The organism is Caballeronia sp. GAWG2-1 (genome assembly GCF_023631405.1).
Lineage (GTDB): Bacteria > Pseudomonadota > Gammaproteobacteria > Burkholderiales > Burkholderiaceae > Caballeronia.
Genome location: NZ_JALQDD010000040.1, coordinates 459,803 through 479,882 on the forward strand (window position 1 = coordinate 459,803; position 20,080 = coordinate 479,882).

A 20,080-nucleotide genomic window follows, 5' to 3' on the forward strand; every position below is an offset into this window, starting at 1 on the left:
AACGTCATGCTGATTCTTAAGAACGCACGCGTGCTGGACGCCGAGCACGAACGCGACGACGGCCGCTATTCCGTCGTGATCGATGGCCACACCATCCGCGAAGTCACGCGCGAGCCGGTAGAGGCGAGCGGCGCGCAAGTGATCGATGTCGGCGGCAAGACGGTGATGCCCGGCCTGATCGATTGCCATGTGCATGTCATTGCATCGGTCGCGCATCTCGGCAACAACAGCCGTTTGCCGAACACGTTCGCCGTGCTGCGCGCCGTGCCCATTCTCGCGGGCATGTTGAATCGCGGCTTCACCTCCGTGCGCGACGCGGGCGGCGCGGATTACGCGTTGTCGCGTGCAATCGAGGAAGACGTGATCGCGGGACCGCGCTTGTTCGTCGCGGGCAAGGCGCTGTCGCAAACCGGCGGTCATGGAGACTTCCGCGAGCGCTTCGACAACTCCGACCCGGACCCGTGCGGCTGCAGCCGCAACATGGGCGCGATCGGCCGCGTGGTCGATGGCGTCGATGCCATGCGCAAGGCCGTGCGCGAAGAGATGCGCGCCGGGGCGCATCACATCAAGATCATGGCGTCGGGTGGCGTGGCGTCGCCGACGGACCCTATCGGCAATCTGCAATTCTCCGTCGATGAAGTGAAGGCCGCCGTCGAGGAAGCCGCGTCGCATCAGACCTACGTGATGGCGCATGCGTACACGCCGAAAGCCATCGCGCGCGTGGTGAAGCTCGGAGTGCGGACCATCGAGCACGGCAATCTCATCGATGAAGAAGCCGCCGATGTCATGGCCGAACACGGCGCGTTCGCGGTGCCGACGCTCGTCGTCTATGACGCGATGAACCGCGTCGGCGCGCAGATCGGCATTTCGGCCTTGTCGCTCAAAAAGAACGAAGCGGTGCGCGTGCAAGGGTTGAAGGCGCTCGAACTGCTGCACGAGCGCGGCGTGAAAATGGGCCTCGGCACGGATCTGTTGGGCGAGATGCACGAGTATCAGAGCGACGAACTGTCGATACGCGCGGATATCGTCGGCTCGTTCGAAGCCATTCGCCAGGCCACTGCCGTGGGCGCGGACATCCTCAACATGCAGGGCAAGCTCGGCGTGATCGCGGCGGGCGCGTATGCGGATTTGCTCGTCGTCGACGGCGATCCGCTCAAGGACATTCGCGTCTTGACGGGGCAAGGGGAGCGCGTCTCCGGCGTGATGAAAAACGGCGCGTGGGTGCGCGAGAACCTGCTCTAGGCCGCGTGCTACGATTCCCGCGCCGAATGTCCGCAGCAGAAACCAAGAAGACCCACGCCATGCCATTGGCCGCGCCGAAATCAAGACCCGCCGCCGCGAGCGACGCCACCCGCAAGATCGTGCGCACGACCACGGTCGAACTCGTCACGACCGCTATCCGGCAGCGTATTCTGAGCGGCGATCTCGCGCCCGGAGAAGCGCTGCGGCAGGAAGCGCTCGCGGATGAGCTCGGCGTGAGCCGCGTGCCGATTCGTGAAGCGATCACGCGTCTGACGGGTGAGGGCCTTTTGACCAACGTGCCGCACAAAGGCGCGTACGTGGCGGAGTTGTCGATCGAGGAAGTGCAGGAGACGTTCGAGATTCGCTTGCGTCTGGAGCCGTGGCTGTTTTCGCAAGCCATTCCGCATATCACCGAAGGCGAAATTGCCCGGGCCGAAAATCTCGTCACGGAGATGGACGGCGCGGAATCCGGCATGTGGGGGCAACTCAACTGGCGCTTTCACGAAACGCTCTACGTGCCTGCGCACCGCGATATCACGCTGCAGATGTTGCGCGTGCTGCACGACCGCAGCGACCGCTATTTCCGGTTTCAGGTGAAGCAGGTGCCGATCCGTCAGCAGTCGCACGACGAGCACATGGCGATGGTCGCCGCATGCCGCAAGCGCGATGCGAAACTCGGCGCGAAGCTGCTCGAACAGCATGTGAAGATCGCGGCGCAGCAGATTGTCGCGGTGGTCGAGGCGATCATGGCGCGGTGACGCGAATGCATGCCTCGCGCGTTGGGTCTTCGTGATCCGGTGCGTCGATCTCGAGCATGAATTCGCCTTTGCCTAGCGTGGCGAGCGCGGTTTCATCGACCATGACGACGGGCACGTTCAGCCCGTACAGCTCGTTGGCCGTGATTGCGCCAATGGACAAAATCAGATCGCGCTCGCCAAGCACGATGCCGCACGGCCCCATGCCATTGCGCAAGGCCTCGGCAAGCACGCTGCTGCTCGAACTCGACCCGCGCGCACGCGGCATGACCAGCACGCGCGCGGCGAGACTTCGGCCGCAACCCGCATGCGTCTTGTCGACGATGACGCCGCGTTCTGCGTCGTAGCCGCCCCAGAAACTGAGCGGCGCAAGGGCTATGGAAAAGCCACGCGCCCGGCCCGGAACGAGCACGGTGGCGCTCAAGGAATCAGTTGGCTTCATCGATACACACCTTTCCTTCGAACGCCGAGCGTACGCATTCGTTCATGCTGCCAAAGGCCACCGTCACGCCGATATTCGCGGGCGCGTAATGCGCCCACTTGCCCGAATTGGTCATGACGAGACCGGTGATCTGCTTCATTACCGGCGTGATGTACGTGCAGGTGTCCACGACGATCTGCACGCCGCGCGCGGCCAGCCGCTCCGCCGTGCCGTCGTCTTCCAGTTGCCAGAGCACGTAGCGGCTCGTATTCACGTAGAAGTCGCAACGCATGGCGCCTTCGTAGCGGTCGAAGAGCGACGAGAGCGCGCGGAATTCATCGACGGAAAAATGCGGCGTGCCGAGGCTCACGGCGGCGAGCGGAGCGCCGGGTCGGGCCTGATTCCAGCGGCGGCGGATGGCGGCGAGATCGGCGGCGCTCACGCGGATGGTCCGTTCGGGCCTGCGGCCTTGCAGCGCGGCATCGAGCGTCGGCGCTTCGGGCGTGATGCCGACCGCATGAAAAAGCGCCACCGAACCGCTCGATGCCGCCGCCGCGCCGAGCGCCTTGAGTTCGTCTTCGCTGGTGTCGCCGGGCAAACCGGTGATGGCCGCGACCGTGGCGCCCGCTTCGCCGCCCAGCAGAAAACCGAGCGTGGCGAAGTCGGCGTCGCGATGTGACGACGCGTTCAAGTCCGGCGCTTCGATCACCACCCGCGCCGCGCGATTCTCCGTGACATGCAAGCCCGCATGCGGCACGCGGCCGGTAATGGCCGCCGCGAGATCCAGAAAGTCGCCGTAACGGCTGGTGCGCGCGCCGAGCACGGAATTGGCGAACACGATGGCATTCGATTCCGCCCACGCGATCTGATCGCCGAGCCGCGGCCGACGCTTCAACTGATACGGCGCGCACGTGAAGCTCGCCTCGCAGCCGAGTTCGAGATGCGCGTTCATCAGGCGCTTCGCCGCGTTGGCCGTTGCCGAATCTCCGCGATACAGCTCCGGGTGAATCAGATCGAGCGAGCCGACATTGAGCGTGGTCGGCACCGCGATTTTCGCGCCGCTCGCGACGAAACGTTCCACGAAGTCGAGACTCGCCGCGCCGTGATACAGACAGCCGTCGATATGCGCGCAGGTGACGTCGATGAGCGCGCTGGCGTCCATGACACGCGCCGTCGCAGCGACGATGCGCATGGCAAGCGCGGGGCCGGCGCCGAAAGCGCCCTGCAGCATGGCGGTGTCGCGGGAGTCGAGGGTGAGCATCGGCGGGGCGTCTTGGTATCGGTTGCAACAGGATAGCGGAATCGCGCGTTGCGCTCAAATCGCGATGCATCTCGATAATAAGACATGCTGAATAATCGGGGTTATCCCATCCCCCACCCTGCAAGGGGGGTCGCCTTGCCGCGCGCCGCTGCAACACTGGCTGCGAAGGGCGATGACGTGGCTGCAATGGCGGTCATCGCCCGATCGCGATGTTTCGCCGCGAATCGGCAGGATATAACCAGGAGACATGCATGCGCTTCAGCAGCAAAGGGCTATGCGCCGCCATACTCGGGCTGACAGCAGGAAGCGCGGCCGCGCAGTCCAGCGTCACGTTGTATGGCGTGGCGGACACGTTTTTCCAGTTTCTCGCCAATGGCGGGCAGCAATCGTGGTCGCTCAGAAGCGGCGGCAATAGCGCCTCGCTGCTCGGCTTCAAAGGCAGCGAAGATCTGGGCGGCGGATTGAAGGCGGTATTCACGCTCGAAGGCGGCTTCAACGTCAACAACGGCACGTCGCAGGTGGACTCGTCCGCCATGTTTTATCGACAGGCCTGGGTTGCCCTGACGCACGAAAAGTACGGTTCGCTGCAAGTCGGGCGTCAGTACCAGCCGACCTTCTGGCTGCTCTATCCGTCGGACCCGTTCCGTGCCAACGAAGCGCTCTCGCCGCTCGCCGCCGCCTCGACGACTGTCGATCGCAATACGCTCGCCACGCAAACGGCTGGCGGGCGTTCGAGCAACGCCATCGTCTACAAGACCCAGAACATGGGAGGTGTCGAGCTGCGGGGCATGTACGCGCTCGCGGCGAGTGTCGCGCAGCCGTACCCGCTGACCACCGGCAACATGCTCGACATCGCCGCGAGTTACACGGGGCACGGCCTCTACGCGGGCGTCGCTTATCAGAATCAGCATCCGGGTTCGAAGACCATGCCGGGCCTGCCCGCCACGCTGCCGACGCTCGGCACGGAGCACTTCACGGGCGCGCTTGCCTATCGCGTCGGGCCGGTGAACTTCCAGTTCAACTACGCCTATCACCGCCCGAAGGATACGCCCGCGGGTTCGCTTGCCGCGCGTCTGAACGCCGGGCATCCGTTCAGCACGATGGAGGCAGGCGCGACGATCCAGGCAACGCCCGCCGACACCATCGAGATCGCGGCCATGCAGCGCGTCGCGCGTGGCGTGCACGACAACGCGTGGCTCGTGCAAGCGGGCTTCGATCACAGCATTTCCAAGCGCACGGCGTTCTACGGGCGCGCGGGCTTTCTCAAGAACAACGGCACGTCGACGGCGGGCTGGCCGGGTATCTCGCCGAACGGGCTCAATGCAACGGAAACGCTGGTCGCGGCTGGCATGACGCATCGGTTCTGAGTAAGCGCTGGTTTTCACATGAGAGGTGGTTATGGTTCTGATTCGAATTGGAGTGCGCGCGACGGCAGCGGCGCTTGCATGTGTCGGCATGGCATCGGTGTGTGCGTTCGCGCAGGGCGGCGCCGCGAAATTTGCGTCGCCCGCAAGCGTGACAATGGCTTCGGCGGTAACGGGCGCGGCGGCGTCATCGTCGAAAGCTGCGGACCGCGCGCTCGTGCGGCGAGTGCTCAATGCGCTCGAGAAAGCGAAAGGCTTGCGCGCGAGCGGCATCACCGTGCGAGCGAATAACGGCGCCGTAGTGCTGGAAGGATGGGTGCCGGAGACGGCGCAGGTCGACCTGGCGACGCATATCGCGGAAGGCGTGCCGGGCGTGAAGTCCGTGCAGAACACGTTGACGTTGTCGACGTTCTGAGCAGGTCGCGCTTGTCGCGAGATGGACAGAGTGTCACGCTGAGCGGTTACTGTTTTGGTACAGCCAGCGCGTGATCGTCGATCGGTAAAGCGCCTCGGGCTCCGGATCTGTTCTGGCATCGTCCTTGCGTTGGCTGTTCTCCTTCGACCACTTCGAGCCCTGCAAGGAGACACCATGAGTCTGGACCTGACGTTTCGCGCCGGCGAGGCCACCGTTTTTGCCGCCCCCGGACAAGCCACCGATGCAATGCCCGAAATCCTGATCGGCCGCGTGGATGGGCCGGTCGGTCACGCCTTCGCCAACATGATGGCGCAGTCGAAAGGGCATACCGCCATGTTCGCCATCCGCGCGTGCAACCAGTTGGTGCGTCCCGCGACGATCATCGTCCCGAAGGTCACGCTCAAGGACATGGCGAATATCGACCTGTTCGGCGGCGTGGTGCAATCCGCGACGGCGGACGCAGTGGTCGATTGCTTGATCGAAGGCATCTTGCCGAAGGATCAGGCCAACGATCTGTGCATCATCAGCCTCGTGTGGATCGACCCGCGCTGCGCCACCGACGCGAACCTCGACAAGAAAGACATGTATCGCACGAACTACGAAGCGACCAAGCTCGCCATTCAGCGTGCGATGAATAACGAGCCCAGCGTTGAGACGCTCATTGCAAATCGGCACAGCATCAAGCACGACATGGACGACTGGAGTTAGCCGGCTAGCGATTGCCCGCCGGTCGTGCGCTTGTGGCGCGCTTGCGTGATACGCGTGGTGCGGGTGATGTGCGTGGCGTACGTGGCGGACGTTGAGGCAAGGCCGCGCGGTTTTCGACAACAGGCGCGGCTGCCGACTCGCGCTCGCTCGCCAACGGCGATAAGTCGGCCGCCTTCAGTTTGAAATTCACGTGCACGGTGTCGTAGGGAAAGACAATCGCGCCGTTCGCATCGTTTTCCATGAGGCCGGCTTGCAAAAGCGCTTGTACATCGCGATGCACGCCCTTCACATCGCGCTCGAGCCGGCGGGCGAGCTCGCGGATGGACATCGGCCCCGCGCCCGTCATCACGCGAATGATGCGCCAGCGCGGCGTGGTGAAGGTGCGAAAGAGGAGCTCGGGCGTGGCGTAGGAGAAGTTGCGGCCGTGGAGGGGTTTGCCATTCTCTACTGCCGCATTGAAGCGCTCGGTGAGTTCTTCGAGTGAAGAAATGCGGATAGTTGCGGTTTTCTTCATCTTGCCCTCCATCTGTTCCAGACTGCTACATCGGCCCAGAAGTCTGCATACAACTGCTGAGGCGTAGAAAATTCATAGGGCGACTCGACGCCGGCAAAGTGCCGATGATCGCCCTTGCCGCGTTCGTTGTCATAGCGAAGAACGCATGTGCTTGCCGCCACATAAGCGAACCGATATTTATAGAAATGAGTACACCCTTGCACGCGCACGGGAACGTGCCACAAGACGATTTCCGCGAACCCCGATCCCGCGAATTCGAGCCGCTCATCCTCAATCAAAACCGCTTTGGTGTTGGACATTTTGACAACGCCTAAGTGTGTTGTCAAATGGTCCAACATCGCCGACTTGCTGCCTATTTCCCGAATGGACGACTTGACGTAACGCCAGGGCGTCGGACCGTCGCTCACACTCCACCTGCAAATTCTCGCGAGCCTCGCTATTCTTATAGGGGCGTTCTATCGGCGGCATTGCCACAAATGCATTTCATCTGCCGACGGCTCTCACATATATTGTTGGATGCCGCCGGCTGTCATCGACACGATGCTTGTGCGACGCACCATGTCAGACGCGTGACGCCAACGAATGATCGGCGGCAACCTGAATCCAAGGTCGGACCCATCGACACAGCCGGCGCTTTCTTCGTCCACACGGGACCACGCGTCGGCGCCATGTAAAACAAGCAAGCAGAGGCAAGTCCCCCAAGGAGGTAACGCATGTCAAACGAATCGAAGTGTCCGTTCAATCACACCGCTGGCGGTGGCACGACGAACCGTGACTGGTGGCCAAAACAGTTGCGCGTGGACCTGCTCAGTCAGCATTCGAACAAGTCCAATCCGCTCGACAGCAACTTCAATTACGCGGAAGCTTTCAAGAGTCTCGATCTCGCGGCAGTCAAGCAAGATCTCGCCGCGCTCATGACCGACTCGCAGGAGTGGTGGCCCGCCGACTTCGGCCACTACGGTCCGCTTTTCATCCGCATGGCATGGCATAGCGCGGGCACGTATCGCACCGGCGATGGACGCGGAGGCGGCGGGCGCGGTCAGCAACGTTTCGCGCCGCTCAATAGCTGGCCGGACAATGTCAGTCTCGACAAGGCACGACGCCTTCTTTGGCCGATCAAGCAGAAATACGGTCAGAAAATCTCGTGGGCTGACCTGCTGATTCTCACCGGCAACGTCGCGCTCGAAACCATGGGCTTCAAGACGCTCGGTTTCGCGGGCGGTCGCGAAGATACGTGGGAGCCGGACCAGGACGTCTACTGGGGCAATGAAAAAACCTGGCTCGGCGGCGATGTCCGCTACGGCAAGGGCGCGGCCGGCAAGGACGACGATGAAGGCGTGATCACCGCCGATGCGCAAATGCACGGCATCGAACAAAGCCGCACGGATGGCGGGCGCGATCTGGAAAATCCGCTTGGCGCGGTGCAGATGGGCCTGATCTACGTCAACCCGGAAGGCCCGGATGGCAACCCCGATCCGCTTGCGGCAGCGCACGATATTCGCGATACCTTCGGCCGCATGGCCATGAACGACGAAGAAACCGTCGCGCTGATCGCGGGTGGCCACACCTTCGGAAAGACGCACGGCGCGGGTCCGTCGGATAACGTGGGCGCGGAGCCGGAAGGCGCCGAACTTGAAACCATGGGCCTCGGCTGGAACAGCACGTTCGGCACGGGCCGTGGCGCGGACACCATCACGAGCGGTCTCGAAGTCACCTGGACCTCGACGCCGACGCAATGGGGCAACGGCTTCTTCGAGAACCTTTTCGGCCACGAATGGGAACTCACCAAGAGCCCGGCGGGCGCGAATCAGTGGATCGCCAAAGATTCGGCGGAGACCATTCCGCACGCGCACGATGCGTCGAAGAAGCTGCGGCCGACCATGCTGACCACGGACTTGTCGCTGCGCTTCGATCCGGCTTACGAGAAGATCTCGCGCCGCTTCAAGGACAACCCGCAAGAGTTCGCCGATGCCTTCGCGCAGGCGTGGTTCAAGCTCACGCACCGCGACATGGGACCGCGTGCGCGCTATCTCGGGCCGGAAGTGCCGCAGGAAGAGTTCGTCTGGCAGGACCCGATTCCCGCGCTCGATCATCCCGTGATCGACGAGCAGGATGTGGCCGCGTTGAAGCAGAAAATCGCGTCCGCAGGGCTATCGGTCGGGGAACTGGTGACGACCGCGTGGGCATCGGCTTCGACGTTCCGTGGCTCGGACAAGCGCGGCGGCGCGAACGGTGCGCGTATTCGTCTCGCGCCGCAAAAAGACTGGGCAGTCAATCAGCCGGCGCAACTGGCGAAGGTGCTGAAGGCGCTCGAAGGCATTCAGGGCGAGTTCAACGGCGCGCAGTCGGGCGGCAAGAAAGTGTCGATTGCCGATCTGATCGTGCTTGCGGGCGGCGTGGGTATCGAGCAGGCCGCGGACAAGGCGGGGCACAAGGTGAGCGTGCCGTTCAAGCCGGGCCGCATGGATGCGTCGCAGGATCAGACGGACCTGGAATCGGTCGGCATGCTCGAACCCGCCGCCGATGGCTTTCGCAACTATCTCAAGCAGAAGTACGGCGTGCCGGCGGAAGCGTTGCTGATCGACAAGGCGCAGTTGCTGAACCTGACCGCGCCTGAAATGACCGCGCTCGTCGGTGGCTTGCGCGTCTTGAACGTGCGCGCCGGGACCGAGACGCACGGCGTGTTCACGGACAAGCCGGAGACGCTGACCAACGACTTCTTCCGCAACTTGCTTGATATGGAAACGGAGTGGACGCCGATCACGGAAGCGCGTGACGCGTTCGAAGGCGCCGATCGCAAGACCGGCGCGGTGAAGTGGACGGGAACGCGCGTCGACCTGATCTTCGGTTCGCATGCGCAACTGCGCGCGCTCGCCGAAGTCTATGCAAGCGAAGACGGCAAGGAGAAGTTCGTGCGCGACTTCGTGGCGGCGTGGACGAAGGTGATGAATGCAGACCGCTTCGACCTGAAGTAATCGCTGCAAAGCGTTGTTCGACGAACGCGGTGGCCTTTCCGGGCCGCCGCGTTTTTTTCGTCAATGCGAAAAGCCTGGACGATCGAGCGCCAGTTGCAGCCTGTGCGCCTGATCCAGTTGCAGGATGAAGGACGGACGCGAGCGCACGAGCAACGTCTTGAGATCGGCGCTCGCAGTCGAACGGATGAAGCCATCCACGGACTTCACGAGCTGTTGCAGGAAGAAGACTTCGCGGTTCAGATATGTAAGGTCGAAATCGCGGGCATCGGCGTTGTCGAGGGTTTGCAGGTCATCGCGCGTTTGTCGTGTCAGGTCATCGCTTACGCCGCTTGGCTGCGCCTCTGCGCCGAGTCTTTGCAACAGCGCCAAGCCTTCCTGATAAACCTGTCCGTGTTCCGAGACCATCCGGCTCGCGAAGCTCTGCACGCTGCGCGATTGCGTCCGGCGCAACGCAAGCTGACCGGTCGCAATCTCGGCCTGATTCGCAACGAGCAGAATGCCGAGCATCTGCGCATCGGACGGACGCGAGGATTGAGCGAACGCGTGAAGCGAAGCGAGCAACAGCAAGAGCGTGCTCGCAACGGTTCTGATGGTGATCGCCTGTCTCATGGATATCGGGCCCTTTGCGGCATTCGCGCCTCGCAGGGTAGCACCTGACGGAATAACACACGATGACCGCACCTGTTTCGCCGCGCACGCGAGCGCGGCGAAACAGGTCTAAACGCCCAGCCCTAAAGTCGATAACGCGAACCGCCATCCGAAGAAACATACCGACGAGCAGAGCGGCAGCGCCAGAAGCACGTGGCCGTATCGAAGGCCGAACAGGCAGACGGACGACCACAGGCGCGAGCCGCAGTCGGAAAGCCGGCGGCGTTTCGAGCCTTTCACAGCCGCGTCACCACGACTTCGAGATACTCGCTTGGCAGCACGAGCGTCGCGTCGCCCGAACGATTGCGGCTCTCGATCAGCGCCATCATCTCACCTAGAAACGCCGCCTGACGCTCGCCTTCGAGTGCGCCGATAGCCTTGTTCATCGGCCCGTAATACGTGCGGAACACGTCCATGAAATGCGCGGCCGAGCGATACCGAAACGTGAAATCACGACTCGTCGCGACGATTTCGTGCGTGCTGCCGTCGAACAGCGCGTCGAGCCGCGTCTTCGTGCCCCAGAGTGCAGGCGACATCACGCCGGCTGGCGGCGCAATGTATTTGCCGATCGTCTTGAACACTTGTCCGATGAAACTCTCCGGCGTCCAGTTCGCGAGCCCGATCTTGCCGCCTGGTTTGCACACGCGCGCAAGTTCGCGGGCCGCCTTGGCTTGATCGGGCGTGAACATTACGCCGAACGTGGACATCACGATATCGAACGATGCGTCGGCGTAGGGTAGCGCTTCCGCGTCCGCCTCCTGAAACTGCACGGCGAGCCCTTCAGCCGTGGCGCGGGCGCGGCCTGCATCGAGCAACGCGGCGACGTAATCGGTCGACGTGACATCGCACCAGCGGCGCGCGGCGGCGAGGGTCGCGTTGCCGTTGCCGGCGGCGACGTCGAGCACGCGGCTGCCCGCGCGCAAGTCGAGCGCTTCGCAAAGATTCTCGCCGACGATCTGCAGCGTGGTGCCGACGACGGCGTAGTTGCCGGTCGACCAGGCGGCTTGTTGACGAACCTTGACGGCGGCGAGGTCGGCGGCGGGCGAGAAAGCGGGATCGGCTGCGGTCATGACGAACTCCTAAAAAGGCAAGGGCAGCGATGCGACATGCATGATGTGCTGCTGTTCCGATGGCGCCGCGATATCGCAATCGAGACTGCCCGCGCGGCAACGGGCAATCCGGCGATCATTCGGCCACGCTCACGCCCGAGCCGCCCAATTCGGCTGGAAAGTCCTTCAGTTTGGGCAAGCCGTCTTTCATGCGCAACACCGTTTCGGCGTAATTGACGTGCACGCCCGCTTCGTAGGGAAAGTCCGTCAGGTTGGCGGCGAAGACATCGACGAGCCCGAGCCCCGGATGTTCCGTGAAGAGATGACCGCCGCAGTTCCTGCACCATTTGCGATAGCTGTTCTCGGTCTTGTTGTAAGTGCCGATATCATCCGCGCCGCGCGTCACTTCCAATGCCTCGGGCTGCCAGAGCGTGAAGGCGTTGAGCGGGCTTGCCGACCAGCTTCGGCACGACGCGCAATGGCAGTAGCCCATGCCTTCTGGTTTTCCATGTACCGTGAATTGCACTGCACCGCAAAAACATTGACCGCGATATTCCTCTGCCTGACTCATGCCGTCCTCCTGTTTCGTGGATGCGCGTCTCGTCCGACGAACCGTTTCGCGTTCGTTGTTGCAAGGTCGCATGAGTGCTAGTATCAGCACGCGAGCCGGCTTATGGAATGACCACGCGTCCAGATATTTTGCGCAGGACGCCGAAACTGATGGGCGCCTACATGGATGCGCTTTCCGACGTGCTTCGCCTCGTGCGTCTCGGCGGGGCGGTTTATCTAAATGGCGAATTCACAGCGCCCTGGTGCGTCTTCGGCCACGCCACGCCCGACTTGTGCGCGACGTTTCTGCCGCGCACCGAGCGCATCGTCTCGTATCACCTCATCACGGAAGGCAGTTGCTGGGCCTCGCTTACAGGCGACCCCGCTTCCGCCATTCACGTGAGCGCGGGTGAATTGCTTGTCGTGCCTCAAGGCGAAGCGCATCTGATGGGCAGTTCGCTCGAACTCACGCCCGCGTCGGCAAGCGCCATGCTTTCGAAGTATCTGGAAACGTCGCCGGGCGAAGTGATGAAGCTGAGTTATGGCGGAGGCGGCGCGCACACGCGCCTGATCTGCGGCTTTCTCGCTTGCGACGATACTCTGACCAATCCCGTGCTCGCGGCACTGCCGCGCTTGTTCAAGGTCGACATGCGCAACGACCCGCAATCGGCGTGGCTCGAAACATCGCTCAAACTCGCGGCTGTCGAGGCCGCCGAATGTCGCGTCGGCAGCGCGATCGTGCTGGCGCGATTGTCGGAACTGCTTTTCGTGGAAGCGGTGCGGCGCTGCATCGACGCATTGCCGGACGATCGCAAAGGCTGGCTCGCGGGCGTGAGCGATCGTTTCGTGGGACGCGCGCTCGCGTTGCTGCACGCGCAGCCGGCACACGGCTGGACCGTCGATGAACTCGCGCGCAAGGCAGGCCTCTCGCGTTCCGCGCTGGCGCAGCGCTTCACCCAACTGCTCGGCCAGCCGCCTATGCAATATCTTGCGCGCTGGCGTCTGCAGATTGCCGCGCAGGAATTGCGCAACGGGACCAGCTCGCTTGCGGCCGTCGCCGAGCAAGTGGGTTATGAATCCGAGGCGGCGTTCAATCGCGCGTTCAAGCGCGAGTTCGGCACGCCGCCGGCGAGTTGGCGACGCAATCTCGGCCTGGCGGATGCAAGCGATTCGCTGGCCGATATGGAAGATGTCGGCGACGCGCTCGCCGTCAGAGCCGCGGGCGGTTCGGCCGAAGGCCAGATCGCGTAGCGGTTGCGCGAGAAGCGAGCGCATTGCTTGGGCCTTGCCCTTGCGCTTCATCTCCAACCGCAAGATCATGGGCGACCAACCAGGGAGACACGCTCATGCCTCGCACCGTCGCCGAAAAACGCTCGGCCTTCCGCGCACTTCATGATTCCGGCTGCTTCGTCTTGCCCAATCCATGGGACATCGGCAGCGCGCGATACCTCGAAACACTGGGCTTCAAGGCTATCGCAACGACGAGTTCCGGCTTCGCTTGGTCCAAGGGTCACGCCGACAATACGGTCGAGCGCGACGCCGTTCTCGCGCATCTGAAAGAACTGGTCGATGCCACCGACCTTCCCGTCAACGCGGACTTCGAAAGCGGCTTTGGCAAGACGCCGCAAGAGATTGCAGCGAGCGTGAAGCTGGCGATAGCGACCGGCGTGGCGGGACTATCGATCGAAGATTCCACCGGCGATGAATCCGCGCCTTTGTTCGCCATCGATGTCGCGGTGGAGCGCATGAAGGCCGCACGCCGCGCCATCGACGAGAACGGCGGCGACACGTTGCTGATTGGCCGCGCCGAGAATTTTTTCGCGGGCAAACCGGACCTCGACGATGCCATCGCGCGTCTGAAGGCCTACGCCGAAGCCGGCGCCGATTGCCTCTACGCGCCCGGCATCAAGACGCGCGAGCAGATTGCGGCGGTGGTTGCGGCCGTCGCGCCGAAGCCCGTCAATCTGCTGATTGGCTCGGCATCCGAATTCACGCTCGCCGATGTCGCCGCGCTGGGCGTACGGCGCGTGAGCGTCGGCGGCGCGCTGGCACGCGCGGCCTGGGGCGGCGTCATGCGCGCGGCGGAAGGCCTCGCGGAAGGGCGCTTCGACGGCTTCGCGGATGCCGCGCCCGGCGACAAGCTCAACGGCATCTTCAAGCCGCGCGCATGAGGCGCATGACGCGTTCGAGTGCGCGGACGAATCAATCCGCGTGCTCGCGATCGAACGCCCACACTTGCGCGAAGCCCATCAACTCGCACATGTCCGAGAACGGATACATCGCGTCCTTCGCGCCTTCGGTGCTCTTCTTCGCGAGGATCTGGCCGTACACATCCTTGAGAGCCTTCGCGACCGTGAGGAAGCCGGACGCCGGATAAATCGCCAGCGAGAAGCCGAGCTTCTGCAATTCATCGGGCGCGAGTTGCGGCGTGCGTCCGCCTTCCACTACGTTCACGAGCAAGGGCATATCGAAGGCGCGGCCGATCTTTTCCAGCTCCTCCACGCTTTCCGGCGACTCGATGAACAATACATCGGCGCCTGCCTTCGCATAGGCTTCGCCACGGCGCAACGCTTCGTCGAGTCCGAGCGACGTACGCGCATCCGTGCGCGCGACGATCTGAAACCCGTCATCGGTACGGCTCTCGACGGCCACCTTGATCTTGCGCACCATGTCTTCGAGCGGAATCACGCGGCGTCCCGGCGTGTGGCCGCACTTTTTCGGGAATTCCTGATCTTCGAGCTGAATGCCCGCCGCGCCCGCCTGTTCGTAACCGCGCACCGTATGCGCGACGTTCAGCAAGCCGCCGTAGCCGGTGTCGCCATCGCAGATCATCGGCGTGTTCGTGCCGCCGCAAAACGCCGCGACGCGATTCACCATGTCCGTATAGGTCGCGAGTCCCGCATCGGGCAAGCCCAGATAGGACGCGACCGTGCCGAAGCCCGTCATGTAGAGACAATCGAAGCCCATTGAATCGGCCATCTTCGCGGAGATCATGTCGAAGATGCCGGGCGCCGTCACAATTTCCTTCTGCGCGAAACGTGCCTTTAATGCCTGCCGTTTAGCCTGACTGGTGGTGTTCATAGCGTGTCCTTGTGTGAAGTTCGACGTTGCAGAGTCAATGATGCGATTCGCGCGATAACGCCAGCGCGGCGTCGGCGTCCGTATCGAGCGTCGGCGCGATCTCTTCGAGCGAGCGCTTGTTCGTTTCGATGCCGAAGACCGCGAGCACGACGGCCATCACCACGCACGCGCCGATGATCATCGACAACACGTCCTTGATGCCGCCCGTCGCGTACATCACTACGACGAGCTGCGGCGCGAAAATGCCGGTGATGCGGCCCGCGCATCCGGCTATGCCATTTGCGCGCATGCGGTTTTCGGTCGCGAAGAGTTCGGGGATATACGTGGCAATGCCGAGCGCGACCATGAGATACGTCAGCGTGAAGAGGATGAAGCCGAGAAGCGTCGCCATCTCGACACTGGTCGAATGGCTGTACAACCAGCCGATGACCGCGGCGAGCGCGGCCACCGCGATCAAACCGTTCTTGCGGCCGATCCTGTCCGCGATCAGCACGCCCACGAGCGCGCCCGCCGGGCCGCCGAGCGACATCAGCGTGGTGTATCCGAGCGACGAAGCCATGCCGATGCCTTGCTTCATCAGGAACGTGGGCACCCACACGATGAAGCCGTAGATCACCATGTTCACCGCGACCTGCACGACAATCGACACGAACGTGCGGCGAATCAGTGCGCCCGAAAACAGCTCGATGAGCGTGGTTTTCTTGGTGATGGCGCGCGGTAGGTCGGCAATCGGCGGCAAGGGACGCACGCGCGCCGACTCTTCCTCGGCGGCGCGCAGGATTGCTTCGGCCTCGTCGTAACGGCCTTTCGATTCGAGCCAGCGCGGCGACTCGGGCATCTTCTTGCGGATGACCCAGACGATCATCGCGCCCACGCCGACGATAGCGAACATGGCGCGCCAACCGATGGTCGGAATGATCAAATAGCCGAGGAAGGTCGAAAAGAACAGCGCCGAATTGGTGATGAGCGACAGATACGCCGACCATTTACCGCGCACGGCGGGCGGCATGAATTCGCCGACCGATCCATAACCGACGACGATCTCCGCGCCAAGTCCCAGGCCCATGAAGAACCGGCAGACGATGAGCCAGGTCATGTTCGGGGCAAACGCGCCCGCAATCGACGCGAGCCCGAAGACCGCGAGATTGAACTGATAAGTGAACTTGCGGCCCTTGGCGTCGCCGAGCACGCCCGCGGTGAACGCGCCGAGCAACATGCCGATGAACGTCGACGATAAAAACGCCGCGTTCAGATGCATGGACGACCAGCCGGTCTTCGAGAGTGCGCCGAGCACGCCGCCCGCGAGATAGATATCGAAGGAATCGAGGAACATGCCCGCACCGATCAGCCAGAGCACGCGCTTGTGGAACCCGGAAATGGGCAGGCGGTCCAGACGCGGACCGGCGTTCACCGTACTTGGCTGCATGTCGTGTCTCCGATGTCTTTCGTGTGCGACGGTTTTTTATCGACGGTGCAAGGGGCAACAACGCTACGGACTGAGATGCTCCCGCTCGTGGCGGTCCAGCACGGCCTTTTCAGCGGCCATGATGTGACAGCGCGTGATGGCTTCCGCCCACGCCGCATTGCGCTGTTCGAGCGCGAGCACGATCTCGAAGTGCTGACGCGCGCTGCGTTCGCGGTCTTCGTCGCTGTAGGCGTCGAAGGTCCATTTGATGAGCGGCGTTTCCTTCATCGACTTGAGCGACCGGTCGAGCCGCGCGTTGTTCGCGGCGGCGGTGACGATGGCGTGGAATTCGCCGTTCGCGGTGAACCATGCCTCGCACGATTCGGCCGTGGACGGACGATGCGTAATGGCGAGCATGGCGTCCGCCAGCGTGCGAAGGCGCTCGATATCGGCAGGCTCGATCTTGAGTGCGGCGCGCCCCGCGAGATACGGCTCGATCAAGAGACGCGACTCGAAAATTTCGCGCGCGTCCTGCAGGGTCCACGCCTTGACGCGCACACCGTAGTTCGGGCGCGTTTCGACCCAGCCTTCGGCGTCGAGTCTTCGCAACGCTTCGCGCACCGGCGTGCGGCTCACGCCCAAACTCTTGGCGAGTTGTTCCTCGCGCAGATATTGGCCCGCGCCATACTCGTTGCCGGCAAGCGCGCGCTTGATGGCGAGATAGACGTCATCGCCAGGACGAGACGTTTCGGGCGTGATTGTATGCAAAGCGGCGCTTATGACAGCCCTCGAGGTCCCGTTATGGGAGTGAGCGGGATTCATTGTATGCAATGTGCCGCAAATGAAACGTGGGGATTTCCCGCAGCATCACGCGGCCGAACGTTACCGAACGCGCCCGAAAAGCGGTGACGCGAGACTCGCCGCTGCCAGTTCGCCGGCGGCCGCAAGCAGCGTCGAGCCGAGCGCGGCCATGCGCTTCTCGGTGAGCCGCACGGCCGGCCCGGCGATGCTGATGACGCCGATAGCCGGATAACCACGCCGCTGTACGGGCGCCGCCATGGCCGTCATGCCGGGCGCGAAGACTTCGTAGATGGTCGCGTAGCCGCGCATGCGGGCGGCGTGCACGAATTCGAGCAAACCCGTCACCGTGGTCGGCGCGCGCGGGCCGTATTGCTTCGGCGCGCCGAAGCCTTGCCGCGTCACGAGTTCGAGCGCGCGTTCGTCGCTCATGGTCATCATCCAGGCGTGGCCGGTGGCGCTGCAAGACAAGACCGTGTCCATGCCCATGTCCGGGTCGTAGCGCAGGCCCTTGAGCGCGCCTTGCGACTTCGCGACCCACGTCAGCCGGTCGCCATCGACGATTGCGAGCCGCACCAGTTCGCCCGAGCTTTCCGCGAGCCGGTCGAGCATGCTCTGCGCGATATCGACGATGCCCGACGTTGCCAGATAGCTGAGGCCGAGCCCGACGAGCTTGGTCGTGAGCACGTAGTCGCCGTGTTCGCGCAATTGCCGCACGTAGCCGCACTGCTTGAGATCGACTAGCAGCCGATGGCACGCGCTACGTGGAATTTCGAGTTGATCGGAGATCATCGCGAGCGGCGTGCCTTCCATTTGCGTCGCGAGGAATTCGAGGACGGAAAGCGTTCGTTCGGTGACGCCGGGCATGGGTTTTACCTATCGTTCGAGTCGATGATTCGCGCATGATTGCATATTGCGGGAAGAGATTCCACGCTGGAACGGTATCCCACCCGGCGCTGTTAATCTGTGCGCCACATCGTTTTATCGGGATACGACGATTCCCGGGTAAGCGAATGAACGTACACAGAGACACGCCCGAAGAGGAGACAAGATGCAATCGCACATGGAAGACACCGCGCATCAGTCGATGCGCACCCGAGCCGTCACGGCCGCCGCCATCGGCACGGCGCTGGAATGGTTCGACTTCACCCTGTACGGCGCACTCGCCGCGACCGTGCTGCCCAAGCTCTTTTTCCCCGCGATGGATTCGACCTCCGCGCTGCTCGCCTCGCTTGCCACCTTCGGCGTCGGGCTCGCGGCGCGGCCGCTCGGCGCGATCATCTGCGGGCATCTCGGCGACAAGCTCGGCCGCCGCAATCTCATGCTCGGCACCGTCACCGTGATGGGCCTCGCGTCCATGCTGATGGGCTTCTTGCCGACTTACGCGAGCATCGGCGTATGGGCGCCCACGCTGCTCGTGATCCTGCGTATCCTGCAAGGCTTTGCGCTCGGCGGCGAATCGACCGGCGCGCAATTGATGGCGATCGAGCACGCGAGCGCCGGCGCGCGTGGCAAATATTCGGGCCTGCTCGGTCTGTGCTCGCCGCTCTCGCAGATCATGGCGAACGGCGTGCTGCTGACGCTTTCATCGGCCATGTCGGCCGAATCCTTCGATGCCTACGGCTGGCGCATTCCCTTCGTCCTGAGCTTCGTGCTCGTGATGGTCGGCGTGTATATCCGCTTGCGCGTGGCGGAGACGCCCGCGTTCGTCGCCTTGTCGAAAACCGAAGTCGCGGACGTCGGCAGTCCCTTGCGCGACGCCCTGCGTCTTCACTGGCGCACCGTGCTGCGCTGGATGCTCTTCTTCTGCGGACCGGCGGCGATTTTCTATCTGATCGTCGTGTTCTCGCTGAGCTATGTGACGAAGACGCTCGGCGTGCCGAAGCAAACCGGCTTTTTGCTGCTGATGGGCGCGAATGTCTGCGCCATCGTGGGCGCGCTGGCGGGCGGCATGCTGAGTGACCGCATCGGAAGAAGGAAGGCGCTGGCAATCGGTTCGACGGCGACCTTGCTGATGCTTTTCGTCTACTTCCAGATTCTCGACACGAAAAGCTTCCTGCCGATGCTCCTCGCGATGGGCTTCTTCCTCGGCTTCACGCAGTTCCAGAGCGGCATACAACCGGTCGCGTTCGCCGAAGCGTTTCCGACCAACGTGCGCTACTCTGGCTCGGCGCTCGCCTATACCGGCGCGAACCTGATCGCGGGCGGCCCGATGCCGGTCGTCGCGGTCTGGCTCTTCGCGCTGTGCAACGGTTCGCCGTGGGGCGTCGTGGCGGTGTGCGTGATCTTCAACGTCATCTCGCTCGCGATGATCCTCACCGCGCCCGAAACACTCGGCATCGACCTGAACCGTACCGATTCCACCGCTGAAGTGATCGGCGCGACGACGCAGGCGCCGATGCAATCGAACACTCATTGACTCATCGACAACATGAAACCTCTCGTCTATGTTTTGAACGGCTCGAATCTGAACTTGCTTGGCAAGCGCGAGCCGCATTTGTATGGCACGACGACGCTCGCGCAAGTGCAATCGCGTTGCGAAGCGCTCGCCGACGAACTCGGTCTGCAATGCGATTTTCGTCAGACCAACCATGAAGGCGTGATGGTCGACTGGCTGCAGGAAGCGTTTGAAAAGGACGCATCGGTGGTCATCAACCCGGCCGGATTTTCATTCTCGTCGATACCCGTGCTCGACGCCGTGAAGCTTATTTCGAAGCCGCTCGTCGAGGTTCACGTGACGAATATTCATCGGCGTGACGAGCAGTATCGGCACTCGCTGATCTCGCTTGCGGCGCGTGGCGTGATCTGCGGTCTGGGCGTGCAAGGATACGTGCTGGCGATCCGCGCGGTGGACGAAATGCTGCGTGAGGGGTGAGCTTTAGGGCGTGGGTACGG

21 protein-coding genes are annotated in these 20,080 nt (G+C 63.0%); 10 read left to right on the plus strand and 11 right to left on the minus strand.

Going from position 1 to position 20,080, the window contains the following annotated elements; translation table 11 throughout:
• Positions 1 to 6: 6 nt before the first annotated feature.
• Together NCR98_RS29055 and NCR98_RS29060 are read left to right on the plus strand one after the other, a co-directional pair.
• Complete coding sequence (locus NCR98_RS29055) at positions 7 to 1,242, plus strand: metal-dependent hydrolase family protein (RefSeq protein ID WP_250528087.1); 1,236 nt, start codon at positions 7 to 9, stop codon at positions 1,240 to 1,242.
• 59 nt (positions 1,243 to 1,301) lie between these two features.
• Positions 1,302 to 2,000 carry a GntR family transcriptional regulator gene (locus tag NCR98_RS29060; RefSeq protein WP_244831019.1) on the plus strand — a complete coding sequence of 233 codons (699 nt, stop codon included), beginning with the start codon at positions 1,302 to 1,304 and terminating at the stop codon, positions 1,998 to 2,000.
• On the opposite strand, the gene NCR98_RS29065 is transcribed toward NCR98_RS29060, so the two are convergent.
• Together NCR98_RS29065 and NCR98_RS29070 are read right to left on the minus strand one after the other, a co-directional pair.
• Positions 1,987 to 2,439, minus strand: coding sequence for an aconitase X swivel domain-containing protein (locus NCR98_RS29065; protein ID WP_250528088.1), 453 nt, complete (start codon positions 2,437 to 2,439; stop codon positions 1,987 to 1,989). The genes NCR98_RS29060 and NCR98_RS29065 overlap by 14 nt on opposite strands.
• Positions 2,426 to 3,679: an aconitase X gene (locus NCR98_RS29070; RefSeq protein WP_250528089.1), complete on the minus strand. Its 1,254-nt coding sequence runs from the start codon at positions 3,677 to 3,679 to the stop codon at positions 2,426 to 2,428. Before NCR98_RS29070 ends, NCR98_RS29065 begins: the two co-directional genes overlap by 14 nt.
• 251 nt (positions 3,680 to 3,930) lie before the next feature.
• Here NCR98_RS29070 and NCR98_RS29075 point away from each other — a divergent pair, with 251 nt between their 5' ends.
• The 3 genes from NCR98_RS29075 to fae all read left to right on the plus strand — a co-directional run bounded on the left by NCR98_RS29075 (position 3,931) and on the right by fae (position 6,166).
• Positions 3,931 to 5,046 (plus strand): porin, encoded by a 1,116-nt coding sequence (locus NCR98_RS29075; protein ID WP_250469118.1) that lies wholly within the window; start codon positions 3,931 to 3,933, stop codon positions 5,044 to 5,046.
• Positions 5,047 to 5,077: 31 nt separating this feature from the next.
• Entirely contained in the window at positions 5,078 to 5,458 is a 381-nt protein-coding gene (locus NCR98_RS29080) for a BON domain-containing protein (RefSeq protein ID WP_244829774.1), read from the plus strand.
• Between the two features lie 174 nt (positions 5,459 to 5,632).
• Positions 5,633 to 6,166, plus strand: a complete 534-nt coding sequence (gene fae / locus NCR98_RS29085) for a formaldehyde-activating enzyme (protein WP_244829773.1) — start codon at positions 5,633 to 5,635, stop codon at positions 6,164 to 6,166.
• A 4-nt stretch (positions 6,167 to 6,170) separates the two neighbouring features.
• Here fae and NCR98_RS29090 read toward each other — a convergent pair whose 3' ends face one another.
• Both NCR98_RS29090 and NCR98_RS29095 read right to left on the minus strand, forming a co-directional pair.
• Positions 6,171 to 6,680, minus strand: coding sequence for an HVO_A0114 family putative DNA-binding protein (locus NCR98_RS29090; protein WP_250528090.1), 510 nt, complete (start codon positions 6,678 to 6,680; stop codon positions 6,171 to 6,173).
• Positions 6,677 to 6,979, minus strand: coding sequence for a toxin-antitoxin system TumE family protein (locus NCR98_RS29095; RefSeq protein ID WP_250528091.1), 303 nt, complete (start codon positions 6,977 to 6,979; stop codon positions 6,677 to 6,679). Before NCR98_RS29095 ends, NCR98_RS29090 begins: the two co-directional genes overlap by 4 nt.
• Before the next feature lie 414 nt (positions 6,980 to 7,393).
• Here NCR98_RS29095 and katG point away from each other — a divergent pair, with 414 nt between their 5' ends.
• A complete protein-coding gene (katG, locus tag NCR98_RS29100) occupies positions 7,394 to 9,655 on the plus strand; it encodes a catalase/peroxidase HPI (protein WP_250469126.1) in 2,262 nt (753 codons plus the stop codon).
• 60 nt (positions 9,656 to 9,715) lie between these two features.
• On the opposite strand, the gene NCR98_RS29105 is transcribed toward katG, so the two are convergent.
• The 3 genes from NCR98_RS29105 to NCR98_RS29115 all read right to left on the minus strand — a co-directional run bounded on the left by NCR98_RS29105 (position 9,716) and on the right by NCR98_RS29115 (position 11,923).
• On the minus strand, positions 9,716 to 10,264 hold the full coding sequence (locus NCR98_RS29105) for a DUF4142 domain-containing protein (protein ID WP_250528092.1): 549 nt from the start codon (positions 10,262 to 10,264) through the stop codon (positions 9,716 to 9,718).
• Positions 10,265 to 10,539: 275 nt separating this feature from the next.
• Positions 10,540 to 11,373 (minus strand): class I SAM-dependent methyltransferase, encoded by an 834-nt coding sequence (locus tag NCR98_RS29110; RefSeq protein WP_250528093.1) that lies wholly within the window; start codon positions 11,371 to 11,373, stop codon positions 10,540 to 10,542.
• A gap of 115 nt (positions 11,374 to 11,488) precedes the next feature.
• Positions 11,489 to 11,923 (minus strand): GFA family protein, encoded by a 435-nt coding sequence (locus NCR98_RS29115; protein WP_250469130.1) that lies wholly within the window; start codon positions 11,921 to 11,923, stop codon positions 11,489 to 11,491.
• 161 nt (positions 11,924 to 12,084) lie between these two features.
• Here NCR98_RS29115 and NCR98_RS29120 point away from each other — a divergent pair, with 161 nt between their 5' ends.
• Positions 12,085 to 13,152 carry an AraC family transcriptional regulator gene (locus NCR98_RS29120; RefSeq protein ID WP_250469503.1) on the plus strand — a complete coding sequence of 356 codons (1,068 nt, stop codon included), beginning with the start codon at positions 12,085 to 12,087 and terminating at the stop codon, positions 13,150 to 13,152.
• A 95-nt stretch (positions 13,153 to 13,247) separates the two neighbouring features.
• Positions 13,248 to 14,072: an isocitrate lyase/PEP mutase family protein gene (locus tag NCR98_RS29125; RefSeq protein ID WP_250528094.1), complete on the plus strand. Its 825-nt coding sequence runs from the start codon at positions 13,248 to 13,250 to the stop codon at positions 14,070 to 14,072.
• A 31-nt stretch (positions 14,073 to 14,103) separates the two neighbouring features.
• On the opposite strand, the gene NCR98_RS29130 is transcribed toward NCR98_RS29125, so the two are convergent.
• The 4 genes from NCR98_RS29130 to NCR98_RS29145 form a co-directional block, all read right to left on the minus strand.
• Positions 14,104 to 14,982, minus strand: coding sequence for an isocitrate lyase/PEP mutase family protein (locus NCR98_RS29130; RefSeq protein ID WP_250469133.1), 879 nt, complete (start codon positions 14,980 to 14,982; stop codon positions 14,104 to 14,106).
• A 34-nt stretch (positions 14,983 to 15,016) separates the two neighbouring features.
• Positions 15,017 to 16,408, minus strand: coding sequence for an MFS transporter (locus NCR98_RS29135; RefSeq protein ID WP_250494440.1), 1,392 nt, complete (start codon positions 16,406 to 16,408; stop codon positions 15,017 to 15,019).
• Positions 16,409 to 16,471: 63 nt separating this feature from the next.
• Positions 16,472 to 17,209, minus strand: coding sequence for a GntR family transcriptional regulator (locus NCR98_RS29140; protein WP_250528095.1), 738 nt, complete (start codon positions 17,207 to 17,209; stop codon positions 16,472 to 16,474).
• Positions 17,210 to 17,269: 60 nt separating this feature from the next.
• The gene (locus NCR98_RS29145) at positions 17,270 to 18,052 is read right to left on the minus strand and encodes an IclR family transcriptional regulator (RefSeq protein ID WP_250469139.1); all 783 of its coding nucleotides are present in this window, start codon (positions 18,050 to 18,052) and stop codon (positions 17,270 to 17,272) included.
• Between the two features lie 184 nt (positions 18,053 to 18,236).
• On the opposite strand from NCR98_RS29145, the gene NCR98_RS29150 reads away from it, so the two are divergent.
• Together NCR98_RS29150 and NCR98_RS29155 are read left to right on the plus strand one after the other, a co-directional pair.
• The gene (locus NCR98_RS29150) at positions 18,237 to 19,604 is read left to right on the plus strand and encodes an MFS transporter (RefSeq protein ID WP_250528096.1); all 1,368 of its coding nucleotides are present in this window, start codon (positions 18,237 to 18,239) and stop codon (positions 19,602 to 19,604) included.
• A 12-nt stretch (positions 19,605 to 19,616) separates the two neighbouring features.
• Positions 19,617 to 20,060, plus strand: a complete 444-nt coding sequence (locus NCR98_RS29155) for a type II 3-dehydroquinate dehydratase (protein ID WP_244830991.1) — start codon at positions 19,617 to 19,619, stop codon at positions 20,058 to 20,060.
• The last annotated feature ends 20 nt before the right edge of the window (positions 20,061 to 20,080 follow it).

Excerpts from the sequence above, each read along its gene's own strand:
- NCR98_RS29055 (WP_250528087.1), top strand. The coding sequence starts at position 7 with ATGCTGATTCTTAAGAACGCACGCGTGCTGGACGCCGAGCACGAACGC.
- NCR98_RS29060 (WP_244831019.1), top strand. The coding sequence starts at position 1,302 with ATGCCATTGGCCGCGCCGAAATCAAGACCCGCCGCCGCGAGCGACGCC.
- NCR98_RS29065 (WP_250528088.1), bottom strand. The coding sequence starts at position 2,439 with ATGAAGCCAACTGATTCCTTGAGCGCCACCGTGCTCGTTCCGGGCCGG.
- NCR98_RS29070 (WP_250528089.1), bottom strand. The coding sequence starts at position 3,679 with ATGCTCACCCTCGACTCCCGCGACACCGCCATGCTGCAGGGCGCTTTC.
- NCR98_RS29075 (WP_250469118.1), top strand. The coding sequence starts at position 3,931 with ATGCGCTTCAGCAGCAAAGGGCTATGCGCCGCCATACTCGGGCTGACA.
- NCR98_RS29080 (WP_244829774.1), top strand. The coding sequence starts at position 5,078 with ATGGTTCTGATTCGAATTGGAGTGCGCGCGACGGCAGCGGCGCTTGCA.
- fae (WP_244829773.1), top strand. The coding sequence starts at position 5,633 with ATGAGTCTGGACCTGACGTTTCGCGCCGGCGAGGCCACCGTTTTTGCC.
- NCR98_RS29090 (WP_250528090.1), bottom strand. The coding sequence starts at position 6,680 with ATGAAGAAAACCGCAACTATCCGCATTTCTTCACTCGAAGAACTCACC.
- NCR98_RS29095 (WP_250528091.1), bottom strand. The coding sequence starts at position 6,979 with ATGTCCAACACCAAAGCGGTTTTGATTGAGGATGAGCGGCTCGAATTC.
- katG (WP_250469126.1), top strand. The coding sequence starts at position 7,394 with ATGTCAAACGAATCGAAGTGTCCGTTCAATCACACCGCTGGCGGTGGC.
- NCR98_RS29105 (WP_250528092.1), bottom strand. The coding sequence starts at position 10,264 with ATGAGACAGGCGATCACCATCAGAACCGTTGCGAGCACGCTCTTGCTG.
- NCR98_RS29110 (WP_250528093.1), bottom strand. The coding sequence starts at position 11,373 with ATGACCGCAGCCGATCCCGCTTTCTCGCCCGCCGCCGACCTCGCCGCC.
- NCR98_RS29115 (WP_250469130.1), bottom strand. The coding sequence starts at position 11,923 with ATGAGTCAGGCAGAGGAATATCGCGGTCAATGTTTTTGCGGTGCAGTG.
- NCR98_RS29120 (WP_250469503.1), top strand. The coding sequence starts at position 12,085 with ATGGATGCGCTTTCCGACGTGCTTCGCCTCGTGCGTCTCGGCGGGGCG.
- NCR98_RS29125 (WP_250528094.1), top strand. The coding sequence starts at position 13,248 with ATGCCTCGCACCGTCGCCGAAAAACGCTCGGCCTTCCGCGCACTTCAT.
- NCR98_RS29130 (WP_250469133.1), bottom strand. The coding sequence starts at position 14,982 with ATGAACACCACCAGTCAGGCTAAACGGCAGGCATTAAAGGCACGTTTC.
- NCR98_RS29135 (WP_250494440.1), bottom strand. The coding sequence starts at position 16,408 with ATGCAGCCAAGTACGGTGAACGCCGGTCCGCGTCTGGACCGCCTGCCC.
- NCR98_RS29140 (WP_250528095.1), bottom strand. The coding sequence starts at position 17,209 with ATGAATCCCGCTCACTCCCATAACGGGACCTCGAGGGCTGTCATAAGC.
- NCR98_RS29145 (WP_250469139.1), bottom strand. The coding sequence starts at position 18,052 with ATGCCCGGCGTCACCGAACGAACGCTTTCCGTCCTCGAATTCCTCGCG.
- NCR98_RS29150 (WP_250528096.1), top strand. The coding sequence starts at position 18,237 with ATGCAATCGCACATGGAAGACACCGCGCATCAGTCGATGCGCACCCGA.
- NCR98_RS29155 (WP_244830991.1), top strand. The coding sequence starts at position 19,617 with ATGAAACCTCTCGTCTATGTTTTGAACGGCTCGAATCTGAACTTGCTT.